At 38.7% G+C, this 22118-nt stretch carries 21 protein-coding genes; 15 read left to right on the top strand and 6 right to left on the bottom strand.

All coding sequences use genetic code 11. The annotated features are described in order from the left end of the window. The first annotated feature begins 1555 nt into the window (after positions 1–1555). The 3 genes from argB to lepA all read left to right on the top strand — a co-directional run bounded on the left by argB (position 1556) and on the right by lepA (position 5760). Positions 1556–2461 carry an acetylglutamate kinase gene (argB, locus tag ABID23_RS00365; RefSeq protein WP_354188198.1) on the top strand — a complete coding sequence of 302 codons (906 nt, stop codon included), beginning with the start codon at positions 1556–1558 and terminating at the stop codon, positions 2459–2461. Between the two features lie 32 nt (positions 2462–2493). After that, complete coding sequence (locus tag ABID23_RS00360) at positions 2494–3408, top strand: DMT family transporter (RefSeq protein ID WP_354188196.1); 915 nt, start codon at positions 2494–2496, stop codon at positions 3406–3408. 546 nt (positions 3409–3954) lie between these two features. Further along, positions 3955–5760: a translation elongation factor 4 gene (gene lepA, locus ABID23_RS00355; RefSeq protein ID WP_354188194.1), complete on the top strand. Its 1806-nt coding sequence runs from the start codon at positions 3955–3957 to the stop codon at positions 5758–5760. A 60-nt stretch (positions 5761–5820) separates the two neighbouring features. On the opposite strand, the gene dapD is transcribed toward lepA, so the two are convergent. Then, positions 5821–6669 (bottom strand): 2,3,4,5-tetrahydropyridine-2,6-dicarboxylate N-succinyltransferase, encoded by an 849-nt coding sequence (dapD, locus tag ABID23_RS00350; RefSeq protein WP_354188192.1) that lies wholly within the window; start codon positions 6667–6669, stop codon positions 5821–5823. A 106-nt stretch (positions 6670–6775) separates the two neighbouring features. Here dapD and ABID23_RS00345 point away from each other — a divergent pair, with 106 nt between their 5' ends. Further along, the gene (locus ABID23_RS00345; RefSeq protein WP_354188190.1) at positions 6776–7642 is read left to right on the top strand and encodes an LOG family protein; all 867 of its coding nucleotides are present in this window, start codon (positions 6776–6778) and stop codon (positions 7640–7642) included. A 31-nt stretch (positions 7643–7673) separates the two neighbouring features. On the opposite strand, the gene truA is transcribed toward ABID23_RS00345, so the two are convergent. From truA to def, 3 genes are read right to left on the bottom strand one after another with little or no spacing between them, the layout of a single operon-like run. Continuing rightward, a complete protein-coding gene (truA, locus tag ABID23_RS00340; protein WP_354188188.1) occupies positions 7674–8417 on the bottom strand; it encodes a tRNA pseudouridine(38-40) synthase TruA in 744 nt (247 codons plus the stop codon). A 1-nt stretch (position 8418) separates the two neighbouring features. After that, the gene (gene fmt, locus ABID23_RS00335) at positions 8419–9348 is read right to left on the bottom strand and encodes a methionyl-tRNA formyltransferase (RefSeq protein WP_354188186.1); all 930 of its coding nucleotides are present in this window, start codon (positions 9346–9348) and stop codon (positions 8419–8421) included. Further along, the gene (gene def, locus ABID23_RS00330; RefSeq protein ID WP_354188673.1) at positions 9348–9878 is read right to left on the bottom strand and encodes a peptide deformylase; all 531 of its coding nucleotides are present in this window, start codon (positions 9876–9878) and stop codon (positions 9348–9350) included. The genes fmt and def overlap by 1 nt, the downstream gene beginning before the upstream one ends. A gap of 90 nt (positions 9879–9968) precedes the next feature. Between def and ABID23_RS00325 the strand changes: the two genes are divergently transcribed. Continuing rightward, on the top strand, positions 9969–11162 hold the full coding sequence (locus tag ABID23_RS00325; protein ID WP_354188184.1) for a DNA recombination protein RmuC: 1194 nt from the start codon (positions 9969–9971) through the stop codon (positions 11160–11162). A gap of 99 nt (positions 11163–11261) precedes the next feature. Further along, positions 11262–11849, top strand: a complete 588-nt coding sequence (locus ABID23_RS00320) for a transglycosylase SLT domain-containing protein (protein WP_354188182.1) — start codon at positions 11262–11264, stop codon at positions 11847–11849. Between the two features lie 492 nt (positions 11850–12341). Here ABID23_RS00320 and ABID23_RS00315 read toward each other — a convergent pair whose 3' ends face one another. Both ABID23_RS00315 and ABID23_RS00310 read right to left on the bottom strand, forming a co-directional pair. Beyond that, a complete protein-coding gene (locus tag ABID23_RS00315; RefSeq protein WP_354188180.1) occupies positions 12342–12593 on the bottom strand; it encodes a BQ00720 family protein in 252 nt (83 codons plus the stop codon). A gap of 26 nt (positions 12594–12619) precedes the next feature. Beyond that, positions 12620–13051 carry an Hsp20 family protein gene (locus tag ABID23_RS00310; protein WP_354188178.1) on the bottom strand — a complete coding sequence of 144 codons (432 nt, stop codon included), beginning with the start codon at positions 13049–13051 and terminating at the stop codon, positions 12620–12622. Positions 13052–13170: 119 nt separating this feature from the next. Between ABID23_RS00310 and nth the strand changes: the two genes are divergently transcribed. The 9 genes from nth (at position 13171) to ABID23_RS00265 (ending at position 22100) form a co-directional block, all read left to right on the top strand. Then, positions 13171–13911 (top strand): endonuclease III, encoded by a 741-nt coding sequence (gene nth / locus ABID23_RS00305; RefSeq protein WP_354188176.1) that lies wholly within the window; start codon positions 13171–13173, stop codon positions 13909–13911. 156 nt (positions 13912–14067) lie between these two features. Beyond that, complete coding sequence (rpmI, locus tag ABID23_RS00300; protein ID WP_345096520.1) at positions 14068–14271, top strand: 50S ribosomal protein L35; 204 nt, start codon at positions 14068–14070, stop codon at positions 14269–14271. 33 nt (positions 14272–14304) lie between these two features. Further along, complete coding sequence (gene rplT / locus ABID23_RS00295) at positions 14305–14706, top strand: 50S ribosomal protein L20 (RefSeq protein WP_354188173.1); 402 nt, start codon at positions 14305–14307, stop codon at positions 14704–14706. Between the two features lie 96 nt (positions 14707–14802). Continuing rightward, positions 14803–15876 carry a phenylalanine--tRNA ligase subunit alpha gene (gene pheS / locus ABID23_RS00290; protein WP_354188171.1) on the top strand — a complete coding sequence of 358 codons (1074 nt, stop codon included), beginning with the start codon at positions 14803–14805 and terminating at the stop codon, positions 15874–15876. A 42-nt stretch (positions 15877–15918) separates the two neighbouring features. Beyond that, a complete protein-coding gene (gene pheT, locus ABID23_RS00285) occupies positions 15919–18333 on the top strand; it encodes a phenylalanine--tRNA ligase subunit beta (protein WP_354188169.1) in 2415 nt (804 codons plus the stop codon). A 266-nt stretch (positions 18334–18599) separates the two neighbouring features. Continuing rightward, the gene (locus tag ABID23_RS00280) at positions 18600–19508 is read left to right on the top strand and encodes a metal ABC transporter substrate-binding protein (RefSeq protein ID WP_354188167.1); all 909 of its coding nucleotides are present in this window, start codon (positions 18600–18602) and stop codon (positions 19506–19508) included. Further along, positions 19505–20335: a manganese/iron ABC transporter ATP-binding protein gene (locus ABID23_RS00275; protein WP_354188165.1), complete on the top strand. Its 831-nt coding sequence runs from the start codon at positions 19505–19507 to the stop codon at positions 20333–20335. Before ABID23_RS00280 ends, ABID23_RS00275 begins: the two co-directional genes overlap by 4 nt. After that, positions 20332–21198 carry a metal ABC transporter permease gene (locus ABID23_RS00270; RefSeq protein WP_354188161.1) on the top strand — a complete coding sequence of 289 codons (867 nt, stop codon included), beginning with the start codon at positions 20332–20334 and terminating at the stop codon, positions 21196–21198. Before ABID23_RS00275 ends, ABID23_RS00270 begins: the two co-directional genes overlap by 4 nt. Beyond that, positions 21195–22100: a metal ABC transporter permease gene (locus ABID23_RS00265; RefSeq protein WP_354188159.1), complete on the top strand. Its 906-nt coding sequence runs from the start codon at positions 21195–21197 to the stop codon at positions 22098–22100. Before ABID23_RS00270 ends, ABID23_RS00265 begins: the two co-directional genes overlap by 4 nt. Positions 22101–22118 lie beyond the last annotated feature (18 nt).

Here is a 22118-nt window from a genome sequence, read left to right as displayed (position 1 = left end):
TTTGGTCGTATAGTTTATATTCAAAGGTATTTGAATCATAAAGAGAAAGTGATTGAAGGTTTTTCTTGTTTTTTTCATTGCTTTTCATTCTGTTCTATGAAAGCGTATAAACGCATCTCAATATTTTATATTTGGATGCTTATGCAGACTTATCAATATATAGATTTATAACGATCATTAATCACTTTACAACTGAATGAGAGTTTCAAGTATCGTAAGCTTTTCTTATTCCAAATCGGTCTCTATTAAACCAAGTAAAATCGTTTATTTTCACGTAATAAATAGGAGTGGCATGCGGATAAAAACACTTTGAGAAGGGGGCTAAAATGCTTCTTATGAACCATCTCAAAGGATTATCTTAACGTTAGGAGATAGACACCAATGGTGGGAGCGATTTGTTGCAAACATTTCTATTAGATGAAGAGCTTTTGAGATTGTGAGTTTTTATCAGTCAATGAAATTATGTGTGCATCTGTCAGTTAATAAAAACAGTAACTCTTCTATATTCTTATCTGCAAAAGCTGTTTTTATATTCCACTTTTAGTTTTTCATTGAATGAAAATAAGTGGTGAATCTATTATGTACAGAGTTTTAAGTTGTCCCTTATGAAACCATATTACAATTTTTATAATAAGCAGATAGTTTATGAAAAAAGCAAGACATTGAAATGGGCCATATAGATCATATTTTAGCGGGATACACTGGTTTTACTTATTGTGTAGATGATTAGAAAATGATGTCTCTTTTGTATGAAAAGCTAAAAAATCACAAATCTTTATTGTTTTATTTGTTTGTATGCTATTCGGTAAAAAACTCTAGGTATTTTTTATATAAAACCAGTTATCAAAAGCAATAACCTCCCTATAAAAAGGAGAGGGAAGTTCGATGTCATTCCTGATTAATCTAACAAAACGATCTTCAAGGTTTTACGGAAGAGATAGTAATCAGCAGCTTAGAGATAAATTTTATGAAAGGGTGTTTTAGTTTCTTTTCTAAACTTATTTTTGGATGATTCCATCATTACGAGGACCAAAAACAGTAAAACATAAGGGGATTCTACGATTTTCATAAGGGATATTGTTCGTTCTTTCTGAATCATTTTTATGACAAGTCAATATAATTTGTAATATGTGCATGAACAATTTTTATTGATTTATCATGAAGAGACTGAGAAATATAGAGAATATCTCATGTTATGAATCCTCATTTGAGTTGCAAAGGATAAATTATCCTTATAGAATCGGCGATTGTGTATATTCATTGTTAAATGGTCTTGGGGTGAAATCAGTGAATTAAGTATGCGGTACATGGCTTAAGATTTTTTCTAAATGTTGCTTCCATTTTAGACATAAGGTTCTAAAACAATGGTATTTCGTACAATTGATTTGTTTAATTTGAGGGTACCAATTTTGCTAAGGGGGCTGCCGTTGCCTTTATATTTTGACCGTAATATGAAGAGAACTTAGCATTTTTTCAGGGGGGATAAAGTCAAGTTTGTTTTCAATTTTCCTAAATTCTACCAATAGTGAGTAAAAGGAATGAGGAGGCTCTTTTTATGGATGATGTTGAAAACGATGTTGCAAATGTTTTTGAAAAACAAGCAGCATTTTTATCGTCTTCTTTACCTTATATGCAAAAATATGAAAATGAGACGGTCGTTGTAAAATATGGTGGTCATGCTATGGGTGACCCAGCCTTGGGGCGGGCATTTGCCCGTGATATTGCTCTATTGAAGCAATCAGGAATTAATCCCGTTGTTGTCCATGGAGGGGGGCCTCAAATTGCTAATATTTTAATGAAAATGGGGATTGAAACACGATTTGAAAACGGTCTACGTGTAACCGACGAGAGAATCGTTGAAGTGGTTGAGATGGTCTTGGCAGGTTCCATAAACAAGGAAATTGTTGCTCTTATCAATGCTGAGGGGGAATGGGCTATAGGCTTGTGTGGCAAAGATGGCAATATGGTTTTTGCTGAAAAAGCTTATAAAACGGTTATTGATCCTGATTCGCATATTGAACGTGTTTTAGATTTGGGGTTTGTTGGTGAGCCGGTTGAAGTTGATCGCACATTGTTGGATCTTTTAGCATGCTCTGAAATGATTCCAGTTCTTGCGCCTGTCGCTCCAGGACGCGATGGCAAAACCTATAATATTAATGCTGATATTTTTGCTGGAGCTATCGCCGGTGCATTAAAAGCCAAGCGTCTTTTATTTCTTACAGATGTTCCCGGTGTTTTGAATAGACAGGGTGAGCTTTTAAAAGAGTTGACAATTGCTGAAGCTAAAAACCTCATAAAAAATGGAACAGTTTCTGGAGGGATGATTCCAAAAGTAGAAACCTGTATGAAAGCTCTTCAAAATGGTGTGGAGGGTGTTGTCATTTTAAACGGTAAAACCCCCCATTCTGTTTTACTAGAATTGTTTACCGAACAGGGAGCTGGAACACTTATTGTTGCATAAGGTGTACGGAAAAACTGGAGGAAAAACCTGTCATGATGAATATAAAACAATTTAAATATCCTTTATTGAGTAAGCAGGAGTTAGCTTTATTTTTTGCTACAATATTGTGGGGAGTTACATTTTTAGTCATTCACATTGCGGTAGGTTATAGCGGTCCTCTTTTCTTCGTTGGATTTCGTTTTATTGGTGCATCGCTTATATGTGGAGCGATTTTTTGGCGCTCTATGAAAAGTATAACTGTTTATGAAGTTTTTGCTGGGATGGCTATAGGCTTAGGAATGTTTTTTGGTTACTCTCTGCAAGCAATGGGGCTGCAAACCGTTATTAGTAGTCAGGCAGCTTTTATTACAGCGCTTTATGTTCCGATTGTTCCTATATTACAGTGGATCGTTTTTAAAAAGCCTCCTCGTTTAGCTTGCTGGATTGGTATTATTTTTGCTTTTATTGGTCTTGTCCTTATTTCTGGGCAAAAGCCTGGCCAATTTGATTTTTCAAAAGGTGAAATTCTAACTTTGTTAGGTGCTTTGGCAATTGCTGGAGAAGTGATACTCATCGGAATTTTTGCCAGCAAGGTTGATAGCCGGCGCGTCACAATCATACAGTTATTTTTTAGTGGTTTTTTTTCATTTTGTTGCATGCCTTTGATGGGTGAGAGCATTCCTGAATTCTCATGGGTATGGTTCAGTATTGGTATAGGATTGGCATTGATGAGTGCTATCATCCAACTGGCAATGAATTGGGCACAAAAATCTATTTCACCTACGCGTGCAACACTTATTTACGCGGGTGAACCTGTATGGGCTGGTATCGTTGGGCGTTTAGCTGGTGAACGTTTGTCCCCTTTAGCTTTATTGGGTGGTTTGCTTATTCTGATTGGAATTGTAGTGGCTGAATTACAACCCTCACAATGGAGAAAAAAAGCTAAAATAACGAAAAGGATTGATTAAGTTTGTGTCTTTTCTATCATAATTTTATTTTATAATATTTCTAACAAAAAGTATTTCATGTTTTCTTTTTCTTCAATGAAATAAAGTAGGTTCTTGGTATTTTTTCTCTGTAAGGGAAAAAGAAGGAATCCTTTAAAAACGACGTTTTTTAAAAGATATTGCATAAGAGAGCATATTTATAGAGTTTTGACAGTTAGGAATATAGACTATTCTGAACATGAAGCTTTTTTATTTTTTGTAAAATTGATCAGGAAAGCGAATTATTGTGTAGAAAGAGTATTTTTGTTCGAATTTATCACAAATCTAAGCGTAAATATTTCTAACCGTGAAAGGGTATATGAATAATAAGATCAACAAATGTAAAAAATGAAGAGCATCTTTGTAATTTCAACCATTTATATAGACCCAAGCCAAATAAAAGCCTCATTTTTAAGCTACAAAGAGCTGTGTTTTGTGAAGCTCTTTTCATGTATATTCTTTTAAAAGGTTTTCAAAAGGGCATAATTGGTCTTTGCGTTTTGTGCTATTCTTTGCTAAATCGCCCATATGACAATAGATCGTAATCGTATCCGTAATTTTTCAATTGTGGCGCATATCGACCACGGGAAGTCGACTCTGGCTGATCGTTTGATACAAATGACCGGAGGGCTTGAGACACGTGAGATGAAAGAGCAAGTGCTCGATTCTATGGATATTGAGCGCGAACGTGGAATTACAATTAAGGCACAAACGGTACGTTTGCATTATAAGGCAAAGAATGGTGAAAGCTATATTTTAAATCTTATGGATACTCCTGGTCATGTGGATTTTGCTTATGAGGTTTCACGGTCATTAGCAGCTTGTGAAGGTTCATTGTTGGTGGTAGATGCGAGCCAAGGGGTGGAAGCACAAACGTTGGCAAATGTTTATCAAGCGATTGATAATTCTCATGAATTGGTGGTTGTCCTTAATAAGGTTGACCTTCCAGCAGCAGAGCCTGAGCGTGTTAAAGAACAGATTGAAGATGTAATCGGAATCGATACATCTGAGGCAGTGGAAATATCAGCCAAGACAGGTTTAGGTGTTCCTGATGTTTTAGAAGCGATTGTTACACAACTACCTCCTCCTCGCACTGGGGATATTAACCAACCTTTAAAAGCAATGTTGGTTGATAGTTGGTATGATGTATATCTTGGTGTGATTGTTTTGGTGCGGGTGATCGATGGTGTATTGAAAAAAGGTCAAACCATTCGCATGATGGGGACCGGAGCAAAATATCCAGTTGAACGGGTTGGAGTATTTACTCCAAAAATGATTCAGGTTGATGAGTTAGGTCCAGGAGAAATTGGCTTTATAACGGCTTCTATAAAAGAAGTTGCAGACACACGGGTTGGTGATACCATTACAGAAGAGCGTCGCCCTTGTGAAGAAGTGCTTCCTGGTTTTAAACCGGCTCAACCAGTTGTCTTTTGTGGACTTTTTCCCATTGATGCAGCTGATTTTGATGACTTACGGGCAGCCATGGGTAAATTGCGTTTAAATGATGCGAGTTTTTCTTTTGAAATGGAAACATCAGCTGCTTTGGGTTTTGGTTTTCGTTGTGGTTTTTTAGGACTTCTTCATCTTGAAATTATTCAAGAGCGGTTAGAACGCGAATTTAATTTGGATTTAATCGCAACAGCACCCTCGGTTGTTTATCGTATGAATATGAATGATGGATCTGTGAAGGAATTACACAATCCAGCGGATATGCCCGATGTTGTTAAAATTTCTTCCATTGAAGAACCATGGATTAGGGCAACGATAATGACCCCTGATAATTATCTTGGGTCAATTTTAGAACTTTGCCAAGAACGGCGGGGAGTGCAGATTAGCTTGTCCTATGTTGGAACGCGCGCTATGGTGACATATGATTTGCCACTGAATGAGGTCGTTTTTGATTTTTATGATCGTTTAAAGTCAATTTCAAAAGGATATGCCTCTTTTGATTATCAGATGATGGATTATGTTGTAGGCGATTTGGTTAAGATGTCTATTTTGGTCAATGGAGAAGCTATTGATGCATTGTCGATGCTTGTGCACCGCACGATTGCAGAAAAACGTGGTCGTTCACTTTGCGAAAAACTGAAAGATCTTATTCCCCAGCATATGTTTCAGATCCCAGTTCAAGCAGCAATTGGTGGCAAAATCATTGCACGCGAAACGATACGTGCTTTACGTAAAGATGTAACGGCTAAGTGTTATGGCGGCGATGTCACACGTAAGCGCAAACTGTTGGAAAAGCAAAAAGAAGGGAAAAAGCGTATGCGCCAATTTGGAAAAGTAGAAATCCCACAATCAGCTTTTATTCAAGCTCTTAAAATGAGTAAATAATAAAAAGGGAAATCCTTCTTTAAATACGTTCTTTATTGATGAGCTTTTTTAAACTTCTTTTTAACTGCGTAAAAGATCATTAATAGATGTTTTTTCTCGTGTTTTTTTATCAACGCGTTTCACTATAACAGCGCAATAAAGGTTTGGGCCTACTTCACCATTTGAGAGTGGTTTGCTAGGGAGAGAACCTGGAACAACAACAGAATAAGCTGGTACTTCACCCATAAAGATTTCGCCTGTTGTGCGATCGATAATCTTTGTGGATTTTCCAATAAAGACTCCCATTCCTAACACAGCACCCTCACGAATAATGCAACCTTCAACGACTTCGGACCGTGCACCGATAAAACAATGATCTTCAATAATAGTTGGGTTGGCTTGCAGGGGCTCTAAAACGCCTCCAATGCCAACACCACCAGAAAGGTGGACATGTTTACCAATTTGTGCGCAAGAGCCAACGGTGGCCCATGTATCAACCATTGTTCCTTCATCAACAAAAGCACCAAGGTTTATAAAGGATGGCATTAAAATAACGTTAGGTGCAATATAGGCAGAATGACGTACAATCGCTCCAGGAACTGAGCGAAAATTCGCTTTTTTAAAATCATCCTCTTGCCAACCCAAAAATTTTGAAGAAACCTTATCCCACCAATATGATTCATGCGCTCCACCAGAGATAGTGCGCATGGGATTGAGGCGAAAAGAGAGAAGGACAGCTTTTTTTAACCATTGATGAACATGCCATTGTCCATTTCTCTGACGCTCTGCAACACGGATTTCCCCTTTATCAAGAAGGTTTAATACATATTCGACACTTTCACGAATTTCCCCTTTTGTCGTTGTATTGATAGAATTACGGTCGTCAAATGCTTTTTCAACAATCATTTCAAGCTGTGTGCGGTGAGTCATGATCAAAACTCCATTAAGCAAGTTGAAAGCTTCAAAATTTACTCTTTATGATCTATGCTAAGAAATGTAAGCAGTCAATAAAATGATAACAAACTAGGATATTTGGATGAAAAAAGGCTATAAAGAAAAAGTAAACCAAGAGAAAGAGAATTTAACATTATTTGTTCATGCCAAGGATGATCCTAAACGAGAGGGACATGAGTTTTCTGATACAGCACAAATGCATTCTCCAGCTTATCGTTTGGCTTATACTGACCAAGATTTTATGATGCGCCCTGAATTACGCTCACAACGTATTGGTCTTGAGTTTTTAAAGCCAGATATCACCTTTCAAGAATATGATATTCAATCAACAGTTGTTTTATTTGGTGGTGCACGTATCCCTGAATCCGGGAAAAAAGCGTGGGCAGCAAAAAATGAAACGCAAAAGAAAAACTTACACGCTATGTCCCATTATTATGATGAAGCAAGGGAGCTTGCACGTTTGTGTTCACGTTATTCAGCGACAACTGAGTATCGTGAATTTGTTGTTGTTACAGGAGGAGGACCTGGAATAATGGAGGCGGGAAATCGTGGTGCCGTTGATGTTGGTGCACCAACGATTGGTTTAAATGTTATTCTACCGCATGAGCAAAAGCCTAATCCATATATAACACCACATTTATGCTTTAATTTTCATTATTTGGCAGTACGCAAAATGCATTTTCTCATGCGGGCGAAGGCAGTAGCCGTTTTTCCTGGAGGATTTGGGACTTTAGATGAGTTGTTTGAAACACTCACCCTCATGCAAACGAGCCGTATGCAACAGGTTCCGATTTTATTATTTGGCAAAGAGTTTTGGGAAAATGTCATCAATTTTGATTATTTGTCAACGCAAGGTACAATTTCTCCTTCTGATGTTAATCTCATAAAATTTGTTGATACCGCAGCAGAAGCTTTTGAAGAAATTTGTTCTTTTTATAAGCTTTCTTAATGGCGCTTGAGGAGATAATTTATGAGAGTCATCAATATTCCACTTTGGTCAAATAAAGCCCTGAAGGTGGTGCAACGACACCACAACGTTTGCGATCTTTAGCGTGAAGAGCATCCTCAAGGTCTTTTGCTGTCCAACGTCCGATACCAACTTCCATAAGGCTTCCTGTAAATGAACGGATTTGATGATGCAGAAAAGAGCGGGCTTGTGCATAAAGAAATATTTCCTCCCCTTCTCTTTGAATATCAAGACGCTCAAGGGTCCGAACAGGACTTTTTGCTTGGCAGTGTACTGAGCGGAATGTTGTAAAGTCATGTCGTCCTACAAGTTTTTGTGCAGCTTCATGCATGGCTTCAGCATCAAGCGATTTTGGTAACCACCACACGCGTTTTGCATTTAAGGCTGGTGGTGAGCGACGATTGAGAATTTTGAAAAGATAGTGACGTTTAATTGCAGAAAATCGTGCATCAAAACTGTCAGGAACATTTTGTACATTCAAAATTGAAATAGCTTCTCCCTTTTTTCGTAAATGAGCATTAAGAGCATCTCGTACCGTATGAGTCTTCCAATCTTTTTCCAAATCGACATGTGCAACTTGTCCTGTAGCATGTACACCAGCATCGGTTCTTCCAGCTGTCGTGACGGTTAATTGTTGACCACTAAAGAGAAAAAGTGCTTGTTCAACAGCTCCCTGTATGGTGTGAAGTTTTTCTTGACGTTGCCAGCCAGCATAATTTGAGCCATCATATTCAAGAGTGAGTTTAAAACGTGGCATATCAAAAAACAGCAGAGATATGAGCACCTCGCAAAAAGGTTGCGCTCTCAAGAGTTTTGCCACCAGATCTTTGGAGATGGGTTATTTCAAGACGCCCTTGTCCGCAATGGATAATCAAAGAATCTGGTTCGATTCGACCAATTTCAAGAGAAGGACCTGTCGCTAAACGACTTCCAAGAATTTTTACACGTTCTTGTTTATGACCGATTATCATGTTACACCAGCAACCAGGTGAAGGAAAAAATGCACGGATATGCCTATGAATAACTTCTGCAGGCTTTGTCCAATCAATGCGTGTCTCTTCTTTTTTGATTTTAGAAGCATAGGTTATGTCTTCTCCTGATTGTGGTATCAGTTTAAGCTGTCCTTTTTCAAGAGTTGATAAAGCTTCCACCATAAGTTTTGCACCTATATGTGAAAGTTGATCTGAAAGTTCAGCGGTTGTCACGTTATCGGTGATAGGAATAGAATGAGAAAGAACGATAGGTCCCGTATCAAGCCCTTCATCCATTTTCATGATCATAATGCCTGTCTCTTTGTCACCAGCCATAATGGCACGCTGGATAGGCGCTGCGCCCCGCCAGCGTGGTAAGAGTGAAGCGTGGGCATTGAAGCAACCAAAACGCGGTGTTTCAAGGATAACTTTTGGTAAGAGCAATCCATAGGCGACAATAACAGCAGCATCAACAGAAAGTGCTTTAAATTGGGCTTGTTGTTCAGCTGTTTTGAGTGTTTGAGGGGTAAAAACAGGAATAGACTTTGCTTGCGCTGCATTTTGAACGGGTGAAGGGGTAAGTTCAAGACCGCGACGTCCCGCAGGTCGAGGAGGTTGGCTGTACACAGCAACAACGTCATGACCGGCATCTAATAAAGCATGTAAAATAGGAACAGCAAAATGAGGTGTTCCCATAAAGCTTAACTTTAATGCCATTATAAAACTGCTTCCTGTGTGTTTTTGTCTTTGGCGCGTTTTTTAAATTTTCGTATTACTATGTCGCGTTTCATTTTCGAGATGTGATCAATAAAAAGGCGTCCGTCTAAATGATCAATTTCATGTTGCAAGCAAGTGGCTAGGAGCTGATCTGCTTCAATTTCTGTTTGTTTTCCTTCACGATCCATATAACGAACATGGAGGCGTTTTGGGCGTTCAACCTCTGCATAATATTCAGGAATAGAGAGGCAGCCTTCTTTGTAAATATTGCGCTCTTCTGAAAGCCATAAGATTTCTGGGTTGATAATAACAAGCGGATTTTTTTGCTCATCATTTTGGGAAACATCCATAACCAGCATACGTAGTGGTATGCCAATCTGAATAGCTGCAAGACCAACGCCTCGCGCATCATACATGGTTTCTAACATATTATCAGCAAGCTCTTTGATAGCTAAATCAATTTGCTCGACGGGTTTAGATACTTCCCGTAAAATCGGATCAGGTAAAGTCACTAAAGGTTTAATTGGCATAAGCATAGATTAATCAATGGTTTGTTATGGGTCAATATTGAATAACGAATTCTTACACTTTTTTAGCGTAAGAGCGTTATATTATTTCTTATGTCTGATTCGTTTTTTTCTTTTTTGTTTTCGGATAAGTCTTTTATTAAAATGGAGACTTTGCTTTTACTGATACTCGTTTTTTTCGTATTTTTTATGTTTATACGTTCTCATCGAAAAAAGGCTCTTTGGGAAAGTGAAACTTCTGAGCGCACTCGTGCAGCGCAAATGCAAATGGATGCATTGCTAAAAACACAAGCTGAAATGCAAGGGCGGATGCAGATGATGACAGAAATCTTTGGTCAAAGACAGGCAGAGTTGAACAAATCACTCAGTGAAAAACTCAATGGGATGACAGCGAATTTGGGTCAAACGCTTCAGGCACAGACAAAATCCACTTATGAAAATTTGAATCGCTTGCAAGAGCGTTTGGCAGTGATTGATGCGGCGCAAAATAATATCCAGTCGCTTACGGGGCAAGTTGTGCAGCTACAAGCCATTTTAAGCGATAAACAGACGCGTGGAACTTTTGGTCAAGGACGGATGGAAGCAATTATTGCCGATGCCCTTCCGGCGAATGCTTATGTTTTTCAGGCGGTACTCTCAAACGGAAAACGACCAGATTGTCTCATTCATATGCCGAATAAGGCGCCTTCTCTTGTTATTGACGCTAAATTTCCTCTGGAAGCTTGGAATGCTATGCGCAGTGCAACATCAGCGCAAGAGCGTCAAGATGCAGAACGTCAATTCCGCAATAACATGGAGGTTCATATTCGTGATATTTCACAAAAATATTTAATTCCTCGAGAAACACATGATACCGCTTTTCTCTTTGTACCTTCAGAATCAATTTTTGCAACAATCTATGAGGATTTTGAGTCGTTGGTACAAAAAGCCAATCGATTGCACGTCATTATTGTATCGCCGTCTTTATTGATGTTATCCGTTCAGGTTGTCCAAACCATTATGAAAGATGCGCGGATGCGTGAACAAGCACATTTGATTCAGTCAGAAGTCGCAAAATTAATGGAAGATTTTGGACGAATGGACGAGCGTGTTCGCGCGTTACAGAAGCATTTTCATAAAGCCGGTGAATATATAGATGGAATTTTAATATCATCTTCCAAGGTTATGAAGCGGGCTAATCGTATTGAAAATTTTGAATTAAAGGACAATGACTCAAAACCAATACAAGGAACAAAACCGGTTCAGTCAAAAACATTACGTTTAGTCGAAGAGGAGGAAGGAAAGTAAGGTTTTTATTTCCATAAATATAATCATACTCTTTTCTTGATTGGTAATAATTTTTTAGCATTCATATTTCATTATTTCCTAATGAGAGGAAAAAAGAATATGCAACACCTTTTGTTTTTAGGGGCACTGGTGTTTCTATTGGGGGGATGCGCAACAACTACGCCTCATTATACCAACAATGCTTGTGCTGTTTTTGCTCAAAAAGATGGTCTTTTTGATAATTGGCAAAAAGCTGCCAAAAGAGCAGAAATACGCCACGGAATCCCTATGCCTATTATTCTTGCAACCATTAATATGGAATCGAACTTTCGTTATAATGCGCGCCCTCCACGTACGAAATTGCTTGGTTTTATTCCATGGAAACGCCGGTCAACAGCGTATGGTTATTCTCAAGCGCTTGACAGTACTTGGGCAAGGTATCTCCGCTCTACGGGAAGGCATTCTGCATGGCGTACAAATTTTGCAGATGCTGCTGACTTTGTTGCTTGGTATCACCGCCAAAGTGTTCAACGCAATGGTGTTCGGTCTAATGATGCGTATAACCTTTATTTAAATTATCATATGGGGCATGGTGGTTATGCCCGCAGTGGGGGGTATGCAAATCATGCACTTGCCCAAGCGGCACGGCGTATGGAAAAAATGTCCAGAGTTTATGAACAGCAATTAAAAGCATGTGGACGTCGTTAAAAAGAACGATAATAATCTGATCACAGATCGAGTTGACTTTTAAATTGGTTTAAATTCGGAATTTTCTATAACTGAAATGGCTTGTATATGTTTTTTTAAGAATGAGAAGGATTGAATAAGCCAAGATAACAAAAAGCTTCTGCAAATGTTTTTAATAACTTAAAGATTTTTTACATAAAAATTTTATTTAAGGCGATAATGTATAAAAAAGCAAAAGTTTAAAAAAATCATACAGCAGGATCAACAGAAAAAGACAAAAAGCTCAAACATCTGTGAAAGAGATAACGTTTCAAGCATTTGACAGTAATAGATGAAGCACCAAACAATATCCAATGAAGTGCAACTATACCTTTCGTTTAAAGCAGTTATCATATCTCTTTAATTAAAAAATATTTTTGTCCAATATATCTATAATAAACCTTATAACCATACCTCTTCAGACAGGACTGAAGAGGTTATCAAAGACGTTACAACCGCTTTTTATGAATTCACTTAATGCAATGTTACAATTTGTAGTTCATGTTCATTGGCTCCTGCAAGAGCAGTGGAGCGCTCATCAGATAAAATAATCGGATAACCTGTTTCAGCAAAGAGTGCCCATACTGTAATCCCTGGAGTCATCGGTGGAAGATCTGGAAAGTTTTTAGCGAGATCATCTGTACAAACTTTTTTTAAATAAGCGACTTGCCCTACTTCAGAGTAAGACATGTTCTGCAATGAAAAATTTTGTTTTTGTTCTCCCATTTCATTGTTCCTTTACGCCTTGACCTTTATGATTCAGTATCGCTAACTTTAATTGGAATCTGCTTTACTTGTTTTTTTGCTTTTGGTTGATATAGACTAATTGATAAAAGACCATTTTTCAACTCTGCATTTGTAACATGCACGCCTTCGGCGAGAATAAAAGTTCTTTGGAACTGGCGTGCGGCTATACCGTGATACAAATATTGATGATTTTGGTTGTCTGTTTGTTTTCCATGAACGATCAATTGATTGTCATCGAGCAAAATATTAAGATCATCCACTTTAAATCCAGCAACAGCCAACGTTATGCGTATATGATTTTCATCATCATTTTTATGTAAACGCTCAATATTGTATGCTGGGTAAGATTCATCGGTTTTGCCAATACGTCGCAACGTTTTTTCTACTGTTTCAAATCCTAAAAGAAAGGGGTTGGAGAAAGGCGTCACATGTGTCATTGTGAATATCCTCTTCAAAATAGCTTTTCTTGACCAAGCATTATAAAAAGTGTTTTCTGCATTTTTCTCATATGGCGAGTATGAATGATAACTTCAAGAGAGAAGATTGAGAGAGTTTTATGGTTCAAAGAATAATAAAATTGTCAAAGACACAAAAATCTTCTGGAACATTGTATAGCAAAGATGAAATTGAAGAAATATTTCACCGTTTTTCTGTTCAACGCCCGACCCCTAAGAGTGATCTTATCTATACAAATGTTTTTACTCTTTTAATTGCTGTGGTTCTTTCTGCTCAAGCGACAGATGTGAGTGTGAATAAAGCGACAAAAGAATTATTTCGTCTCGCTGATCGGCCAGAAAAAATGGTTGCATTAGGAGAAGAAGAGATTGCGCGTCATATTCGTACAATTGGTCTTTGGCGCGCGAAAGCACGCAATATTTTTGCCCTTTGTAATTCTTTAATTGACCAATATGGTGGTCAAGTACCTGATAATCGTGAAGCACTTATGGCGCTTCCAGGAGTGGGGCGTAAAACGGCTAATGTCGTTTTAAATGTTGCTTTCGGGCAGCCTACACTAGCTGTAGATACGCATATTTTTCGTCTTGCAAATCGTCTCGGTTTAGCGTCTGGTAAAACACCAGATAGCGTTGAAGAAAAATTGCTAAAGATTATACCTGCTCGTTATCTTCATCATGCGCATCATTGGCTTATTTTACACGGGCGTTATGTTTGCCAAGCACGTAAAGCACAATGTACGCAATGCATTATTGCTGATTTATGTAAAGCGGCAATTAAAACAAATGCAATTCCAGCACCTTTGGTTGAGGTTCAAGGAAATGGAGCTCCCATTTTTTTTTAATATGCTCTTGCTATTTTTTGTATACTGGCTTATGAGAACATTGCTGGAACCGCCCGGCAGGGCATGCCGTGGCTGTTTAAATGCCAATTCAAGCGTTGGTCCGCTTGGATGAATGATCAATCCACTTGAATGAATAAAGTTGTATGGAGTAGCAAAATGCCCAAAATGAAGACCAAATCATCCGCTAAAAAGCGGTTTAAAATCACTGCGTCAGGTAAAGTTAAAGTAGCAGCTGCAGGTAAGCGCCATGGTATGATTAAGCGTTCGAATAAATTTATTCGTGATGCACGTGGAACAATGGTTTTGTGTGAACAAGATGCCAAAAAAGTTGTTCAGCATTATTTGCCAAATGGTCTTTAAACCTTACGCTTTTGATTTTGAGGAGAATATTACATGGCACGTGTAAAAAGAGGTGTGACGGCGCACGCTAAACACAAAAAGGTTCTGAAACAGGCTGAGGGTTTTTACGGGCGGCGTAAGAATACCATTCGTGCAGCGAAGGCGGCCGTTGATCGTTCAAAACAATATGCTTATCGTGATCGTAAAAATAGAAAGCGTACTTTCCGTGCTTTATGGATACAGAGAATTAATGCGGCTGTGCGTGCAGAAGGGTTGACCTATGGGCGCTTTATTGATGGTTTATCGAAAGCCGGTATTGAAGTTGATCGTAAAGTTCTTTCAGATATAGCAATTCATGAGGAAGCGGCATTTTCTGCTTTAGTTGCTTCTGCAAAGAAGGCTTTGGAGTATTTAAAGGATACAACGCCTAATGCTTTTGAAGGCGCTGTCAAATAAGCCAGTCGTGTTCTCTTAAAGCATTCATTTATTCGGGATCCCGTACTGGTTATTGCTAGTACGGGTTTTTTTCTATTCAAAAAATAGGCAAAAAGTATGAGCGATATTAAGCGTCTGGAACAAGAAATTTGTTTGGCTTTAGAAGCAGCGAGTGATGAGTCAGCACTTGAAGCAGTGCGTATTTCAGCATTAGGCAAAAAAGGCAGCATCTCTGAAAAGTTAAAAGCTTTAGGGAAGATGGATGCTGAAGAGCGCCATAAAGTTGGACCAGTTCTTAATGGGTTAAAAAATCGCATTTTAGAGTTATGGGCGCAAAAGCGTGATCTTCTTAGACGTCAAGCAATGGATGCACGCCTTTCAAGTGAAACGGTTGATGTAACACTGCCTGTACGTTCCTCGCCCGTGGAACGGGGGCGTATTCATCCGATCTCACAGGTGACCGAGGAAATTGTAGCTATTTATAAAAAAATGGGTTTTTCTCTTGCTGAGGGACCGGATATTGAAACAGATTATTATAATTTTACAGCGTTAAACTTTCCTGAAGGTCATCCAGCACGTGAAATGCATGACACCTTCTTTTTTAGTTGTGATGACAAAGGGGAGCGGAAATTATTGCGCACCCATACATCTCCTGTACAAATTCGTACAATGGAAAAACAAAAGCCACCGATACGTATCATTATTCCTGGAAAAACGTATCGTATGGATTCCGATGCAACGCATTCACCGATGTTTCATCAAATAGAAGGTCTTGTCATTGATAAAACTTCTACCATTGCACATATGATGTGGCTTCATGAAACTTTTTGTAAAGCTTTTTTTGAAGTTCCTTCAGTGAAAATGCGTTTTCGCCCTTCGTTTTTTCCTTTTACCGAGCCATCTATGGAAGTGGATATTCAATGTGATCGCTCTGGTTCAGAAGTAAAGTTTGGCGAAGGACAGGATTGGTTGGAAATTTTAGGATGCGGGATGGTGCATCCTCATGTCCTCAAGAATGTTGGTTTTGATCCCGATGAATATCAAGGTTTTGCTTGGGGCATGGGTATCGACCGTATTGCTATGTTGAAGTATGGGATGCCTGATTTACGCGCCTTTTTTGATGCAGATGTACGTTGGTTGGATCATTATGGTTTTCGCTATTTTGATATGTCTGCGTTTTTTTCAGCTTAAGCAAAGAGTGATCTTGTCACAGTTTTCATATGAGGTTTTAAAATGAAATTTACATTGTCTTGGTTGAAAGATCATTTAGAGACCGATGCATCTTTGGATGAAATTTGTGATAAATTAACGGCTATAGGTCTTGAAGTTGATCATGTTGATGACCGTTCTGCTTTGAAGGGTTTTGTGATTGCAAAAGTTTTAACAGCCATAAAGCATCCTGATGCATATAGGTTACAGATTTTGTCGGTAGATACAGGGGGTGCTGAACCTAAGCAAATTGTTTGTGGTGCTCCCAATGCATGCGCTGGGCTTGTTGGTGTCCTTGCTTTACCTGGAACTTATGTGCCGGGGCTTGATGTGACCCTCTCTGTAGGAAAAATTCGCGGTGTTGAAAGTTTTGGGATGATGTGTTCATGGGACGAGCTTGAATTATCAAGTGAACATGATGGGATTATTGAACTTCCAGAAGACGCACCTATTGGAGATTCATTTGCAGCTTATGCAGGTTTAGATGATCCGATTATTGATATTGGTTTGACCCCTAATCGTTCTGATTGCACAGGTGTTCGCGGTATTGCACGTGATCTTGCTGCTGCTGGGATGGGGCAATTAAAAGAATTATCTTTGCCACAATTGGATACTTCTTTTGAAACACCACTTAATGTTTCTTTAGATTTTTCGCAAAGTGCATCGTTATGTTTGGGGTTTGCTTGGCGTGAGGTTCGCAATGTTCAAAATGGTGCATCACCGCAATGGATGCAACAGCGTTTGAGTGCAATAGGCTTGAGACCGATTAATACACTCGTTGATATGACCAATTACATAAGTTTTGACCTTGGTCGTCCGCTTCATGTTTTTGATGCTGATAAGATCAAAGGCAATTTACAAGTACGTTGTGCACGTGAAGGTGAACAGCTGCAGGCAATTAATGGAAAAGTCTATCATTTGGGTATTAAAGACTGTGTCATTGCAGATGAAGAGAGTGTTGTTTCAATTGCCGGTATTATGGGAGGTGAAAGAACAGGCTGCGATGAAACAACACGTCGGGTTATTATTGAGTTTGCGCTTTGGGATATGCAGAGCATTGCGCGCACGGGGCGTGCATTAGGTCTTATTAGTGATGCGCGTTATCGATTTGAACGGGGTGTGGATCCGGCTTTTATGGAAACGGGGCTTGATATTGCAACAGAATTAACTTTGCGTCTTTGCGGTGGTGAAGCGTCAAAGGCAAAGATCGTTGGTTACCAGAAGCCAGAAATTAAAAAAATTGTTTTTCCTTTTTCTGAAATTAAACGTTTAACACATTTGGAAATAGAGCGTGAACAGGTTATGACGATTTTAACAAAACTTGGGTTTTGCGTTGAAGGAAAAGGAGATGTCGTCACGGTAAAAGTGCCAACATGGCGCCCTGATGTTGGTGGAAAAGCTGACTTAGTGGAAGAGGTGATGAGAATTTATGGATTGGATAAAATTGAACCTATTCCATTAGAAAATTTAGCGGAGGCAAAAGATCAGTTTTTTACGGATTCACAGCTTCGTTCACGTGTTACACGTTTGGCTTTGGTACATCGTGGTATGAAGGAGGCGGTGACGTGGTCTTTCATTTCGGAAAAACAAGCTCAGGCTTTTGGAGGCGGTCAAGAACAGCTTAAATTAATGAACCCAATTTCTGCTGATATGTCGGTCATGCGTCCTTCTCTTTTACCGAGTTTGCTGGTGGCAGCGCAGCGAAATGCTGATCGTGGTTTTTCGGACCTTGCATTCTTTGAGGTTTCTAACATTTATGAGGATGATACCCCTGACAAACAACAATATGTTGCTGGTGGTATTCGTCGTGGAACAGAACGATTTGAAGGAGCAGGGCGTTTTTGGAACGGCAATGCGGTAGCAGTTGATGTTTTTGATGCAAAAGCAGATGCATTGGCTGTTTTAGAAGCATGTGGTGTGGATATTGGTAAGGTTCAAATTGAAGCAGGGGCACCTGATTGGTATCATCCTGGTCGTTCAGGTGTGATAAAGCTTGGATCAAAGATTATTCTTGGTTTTTTTGGCGTTTTTCATCCTGCTACATTAGAAAAATTAGATGTCAGTGGGCCTATATGTGGTTTTGAAATTTTTCTTGATCATATTCCTGCCTCAAAGAGAAAAACAACAAAAAATCATTTTCCATTGAAATTATCAGCTTTTCAAATGGTGAAGCGTGATTTTGCATTTTTAGTTGATAAAACGGTTGCATCTTCTCTGATTGTGCGTGCTGCACGTGGAGCTGATAAAAAACTTATTAATTCTGTACAAGTTTTTGATATTTTTGAAGATTCAAGTCTTGGTAAAGATAAAAAATCTGTTGCAATTGAAATAACTATTCAGCCCATGGAACGAACCTTAACCGATGAAGACTTAGAAAAGTTGGCTCTGAAAGTGGTGGAAAGTGTCACAAAGGCGACGGGTGCATATCTACGTCATTGAGTATATTTCTTTTTTATTGGCTTATTTTATAAAACGGGAGCACTTTTAAATACTCCCGTATTTTTTGTATGCAAGATTTGCAGAGCTTTTTATATGAAAGAAGAGAGTCTTTTAAGCTGTATTTTTTGCGAGAGAAAAAAGAATTTCTTAAAAAGTTATTTTTCTCGTCATTCTTAATTGCAAATGTAAAGGATAACTGTTATTTCTAAATGTTAATGCAAATCATTAGCAATAAATAGAGGGACTCGGAAGGAAAGAGAAGGTCAATGAGTGTAAAAACGTTTTTTACTATAGTGTTAGGGGGTGTCCTTTTTTTAATACCCAATTTTGCTCTATGTGCTAGCAAATTTAAAGCTGTGACGACATTCACGATCATTGCTGATATGGCGCGGAATGTAGCAGGTGAAGCTGCTGATGTTGAGTCAATCACGAAACCGGGTGCTGAAATTCATGAATATCAACCAACTCCTCGTGATCTTATGCGTGCGCAGGGAGCAAATCTTGTATTGTGGAATGGGTTGGAGTTGGAGCTTTGGTTTGAAAAGTTCTTTCAAAATATTAAGGATGTTCCAAGTGTTGTTGTTTCAAAAGGTGTTGTTCCCATTAAAATTGGTGAAGGACCCTTCAATGGAAAGCCAAATCCTCATGCGTGGATGTCCCCAACTGCTGCTTTAATTTACGTTGATAATATTCGCGATGCTTTTGTAAAGTACGATCCCGAACATGCAGATATTTATAAAGAAAATGCTGAAATTTATAAGCAGAAGATTCGTGCAACGATTGATCCAATTAGAGCTGAATTGGAGGCAGTTCCTCAAGACAAGCGTTGGCTTGTAACCAGTGAGGGAGCCTTCAGCTACTTGGCACATGATTTTGGTCTAAAAGAGCTTTATTTATGGCCTATTAATGCCGATCAACAAGGCACACCACAGCAGGTTAAGCATGTTATTGATATGGTTCGTAAACACAATATCCATGTTGTTTTTTCTGAAAGCACGATTTCTCCTGCGCCTGCTAAACAGGTTGCACGAGAAACAGGAGCTAAATACGGCGGTGTCCTTTATGTTGATTCTCTGAGTGAGAAAAACGGCGAAGTACCAACCTATATTGATTTATTGCGTGTTACAAGTGGGCGTATTAGCAACGCTTTATTAGAGGGAGTAAGAGGTCAATGACAGGATCTGGAATATTTGCTCAAGGGGTAACGGTCACCTATCGTAATGGATATACAGCTTTGCGTGAAGTGAATTTTGAGAGTCCAACAAGTTCCATTACAGCGCTGGTTGGTGTGAATGGGTCGGGGAAGTCAACTTTATTTAAGACCATTATGGGATTCGTGCGCCCCTCAAAAGGAAAAGTTCGCATTTTTGATTTGCCTGTTGATACAGCTTTGAAAAAAAATCTTATTGCTTACGTTCCTCAGAGTGAAGAGGTTGATTGGAATTTTCCTGTTCTCGTTGAAGATGTTGTTTTAATGGGGCGGTATGGTCACATGAATTTCTTTCGTTATGCACGGGCACGCGATTATGAAGCTGTCCGTGTTGCGTTAGAACGTGTTGATATGTTGAAATTTGCTAAACGTCAGATTGGTGAACTTTCTGGTGGTCAGAAGAAGCGTGTTTTTCTGGCGCGTGCTCTTGCACAGCAAGCAAAAGCGATTTTATTAGATGAGCCATTTACAGGGGTTGATGTCACAACAGAAGATAAAATTATTGCTTTGTTAAAAGATCTTCGTAAAGAAGGAGCCGTGATATTGGTTTCTACGCATAATTTAGGTTCTGTACGTGAATTTTGTGATCACACGGTTTTAATAAAGGGGACAGTTTTAGATTCTGGATTAACTGAAACTGTCTTTACAAAGGAAAACCTTGAAAAAACTTTTGGTGGTTCTCTGCACCATCACATGTTTGATTTTCAAGGGATAAAAAAAGGTGATTTTGAAACGGGCGGAAAACAATCTGCAGTTCATGAAAATATTAAAAAAATGGAGCATGTTGCATGATTTCTTGGTTGCTTGAACCGTTGAGCTATCAATATATGGTTAATGCGATGTGGGTTTCGGGATTAGTAGGGTGTGTCTGTGCCTTTCTTTCCGCTTTTCTGATGTTAAAAGGTTGGTCATTGATTGGCGACGCGCTTTCTCATTCGATTGTTCCTGGTGTTGCAGGGGCTTATCTTGTAGGGTTACCTTTTTCGCTCGGAGCTTTTTTTTCTGGTGGGCTTGCAGCAGCTGCAATGTTGTTTTTTAACCATCGGACAAAGTTGAAAGAAGATACCATCATAGGTCTCATTTTTTCTTCTTTTTTTGCTTTTGGGTTGTTTCTCAAATCATTAAAACCGATGGCTGTTAATATCGATACGATTGTTTTGGGAAATATTTTGGCCGTTAGTTCATCAGATATCGTACAATTGGCTTGTATTGGTTTTTTCTCTTTACTTATATTGCTTGTGCAGTGGAAAGATCTTCTTGTCACTTTATTCGATGAAACACATGCACGTGCTATTGGATTAAATGTAAAGTTTTTAAAGATTATCTTTTTCGCATTGCTCGCCGCTTGTACGGTTGCAGCAATGCAAACAGTTGGAGCATTTTTGGTTATTTGTCTTGTTGTAACGCCTGGTGCAACAGCTTACCTTTTAAGTGATCGTTTTGTAAATATTTTGATTATTGCAGTAATAATTGGAACATTCACAAGTGTATTAGGTGTTTATGTGAGTTATTTTTTAAATGCACAAACAGGTGGTGTTGTTGTGCTTTTTCAAGCATTTCTGTTTATCTTAGCTTTTGTCTTTGCGCCTAAACATGGTTTTATTGCAGCGCGCTTACGTATAAATGCGGCAAAAAGGGGTGCAATCTTATCATGATTGATCAATTACTACTTCCTTTTCAGTTTTCTTTTATGCTTAAGGGCATGTTGATTGTTCTTATCTTATCGATTCCCATGGCAATGCTTTCTTGTTTCCTTATTTTGAAAGGATGGGCGCTTTTAGGGGATGCGATTTCTCACGCAGTTTTTCCTGGTGTTGTTCTTGGGTATATGGCAACACCGGTGGTGGTCGCGTTTTTAACCTCTTTACCATTTGCTGTATTTCAGAATATGCGCCCAGCGAATATTACGATGACTTTAATTGCTTGTGGTGCTTTTGTTGCAGGGATGGTTTGTTCTATCCTGACGGGTTTTTTAGGGAGCAATAGCCGTATTAAACAGGACACGGTGATGGGGGTTGTGTTTTCATCGATGTTTGGTTTAGGGCTTGTTTTGGCGACATCTATTTATAGTAGCTTAGATTTGAATCATATTCTTTTTGGTAATCTCTTAGGGGTTAATTGGCTTGATATCACGCAGACAGCGATTATTTCAGCTTTTGTCACTTTTATCTTAGCGGCAAAATGGCGTGATTTTATGCTGTATATTTTTGATTCTGTTCAAGGTCGTGCAATGGGATTACGGATATCTGTGCTTCACTATATCCTTTTAACAATGATCTCTCTCACCATTGTTGCTGCTTTAAAGGCTATTGGTATTGTTCTCGTTATTTCTTTATTGATAGCACCAGGAGCAATTGCTTACCTTATTACGAAGCGATTTTCTGTGATGCTAATGATTGCTGTTCTTGTTGCAGCTTTTTCTGGTTTTTTTGGAATTTATCTAAGCCTCTTTATTGGCTCTGATTCAGCTTCCACAATTGTATTGATTTTAACGATGATTTTTATCACTATTTTTATATCAATTTTTTTTCGTCAAGTGAGGGGGCAAAAAATTTGAGTATATTAAAGATCATGC

It is taken from the genome of Bartonella silvatica, assembly GCF_040545155.1.
Classification (GTDB): Bacteria; Pseudomonadota; Alphaproteobacteria; order Rhizobiales; family Rhizobiaceae; genus Bartonella; species Bartonella silvatica.
This window is presented reverse-complemented; position numbering and strand designations above follow the sequence as displayed.

Coding starts and splice junctions, on each gene's coding strand:
- argB (WP_354188198.1), top strand. CDS start 1,556: ATGGATGATGTTGAAAACGATGTTGCAAATGTTTTTGAAAAACAAGCA.
- ABID23_RS00360 (WP_354188196.1), top strand. CDS start 2,494: ATGATGAATATAAAACAATTTAAATATCCTTTATTGAGTAAGCAGGAG.
- lepA (WP_354188194.1), top strand. CDS start 3,955: ATGACAATAGATCGTAATCGTATCCGTAATTTTTCAATTGTGGCGCAT.
- dapD (WP_354188192.1), bottom strand. CDS start 6,669: ATGACTCACCGCACACAGCTTGAAATGATTGTTGAAAAAGCATTTGAC.
- ABID23_RS00345 (WP_354188190.1), top strand. CDS start 6,776: ATGAAAAAAGGCTATAAAGAAAAAGTAAACCAAGAGAAAGAGAATTTA.
- truA (WP_354188188.1), bottom strand. CDS start 8,417: ATGCCACGTTTTAAACTCACTCTTGAATATGATGGCTCAAATTATGCT.
- fmt (WP_354188186.1), bottom strand. CDS start 9,348: ATGGCATTAAAGTTAAGCTTTATGGGAACACCTCATTTTGCTGTTCCT.
- def (WP_354188673.1), bottom strand. CDS start 9,878: ATGCCAATTAAACCTTTAGTGACTTTACCTGATCCGATTTTACGGGAA.
- ABID23_RS00325 (WP_354188184.1), top strand. CDS start 9,969: ATGTCTGATTCGTTTTTTTCTTTTTTGTTTTCGGATAAGTCTTTTATT.
- ABID23_RS00320 (WP_354188182.1), top strand. CDS start 11,262: ATGCAACACCTTTTGTTTTTAGGGGCACTGGTGTTTCTATTGGGGGGA.
- ABID23_RS00315 (WP_354188180.1), bottom strand. CDS start 12,593: ATGGGAGAACAAAAACAAAATTTTTCATTGCAGAACATGTCTTACTCT.
- ABID23_RS00310 (WP_354188178.1), bottom strand. CDS start 13,051: ATGACACATGTGACGCCTTTCTCCAACCCCTTTCTTTTAGGATTTGAA.
- nth (WP_354188176.1), top strand. CDS start 13,171: ATGGTTCAAAGAATAATAAAATTGTCAAAGACACAAAAATCTTCTGGA.
- rpmI (WP_345096520.1), top strand. CDS start 14,068: ATGCCCAAAATGAAGACCAAATCATCCGCTAAAAAGCGGTTTAAAATC.
- rplT (WP_354188173.1), top strand. CDS start 14,305: ATGGCACGTGTAAAAAGAGGTGTGACGGCGCACGCTAAACACAAAAAG.
- pheS (WP_354188171.1), top strand. CDS start 14,803: ATGAGCGATATTAAGCGTCTGGAACAAGAAATTTGTTTGGCTTTAGAA.
- pheT (WP_354188169.1), top strand. CDS start 15,919: ATGAAATTTACATTGTCTTGGTTGAAAGATCATTTAGAGACCGATGCA.
- ABID23_RS00280 (WP_354188167.1), top strand. CDS start 18,600: ATGAGTGTAAAAACGTTTTTTACTATAGTGTTAGGGGGTGTCCTTTTT.
- ABID23_RS00275 (WP_354188165.1), top strand. CDS start 19,505: ATGACAGGATCTGGAATATTTGCTCAAGGGGTAACGGTCACCTATCGT.
- ABID23_RS00270 (WP_354188161.1), top strand. CDS start 20,332: ATGATTTCTTGGTTGCTTGAACCGTTGAGCTATCAATATATGGTTAAT.
- ABID23_RS00265 (WP_354188159.1), top strand. CDS start 21,195: ATGATTGATCAATTACTACTTCCTTTTCAGTTTTCTTTTATGCTTAAG.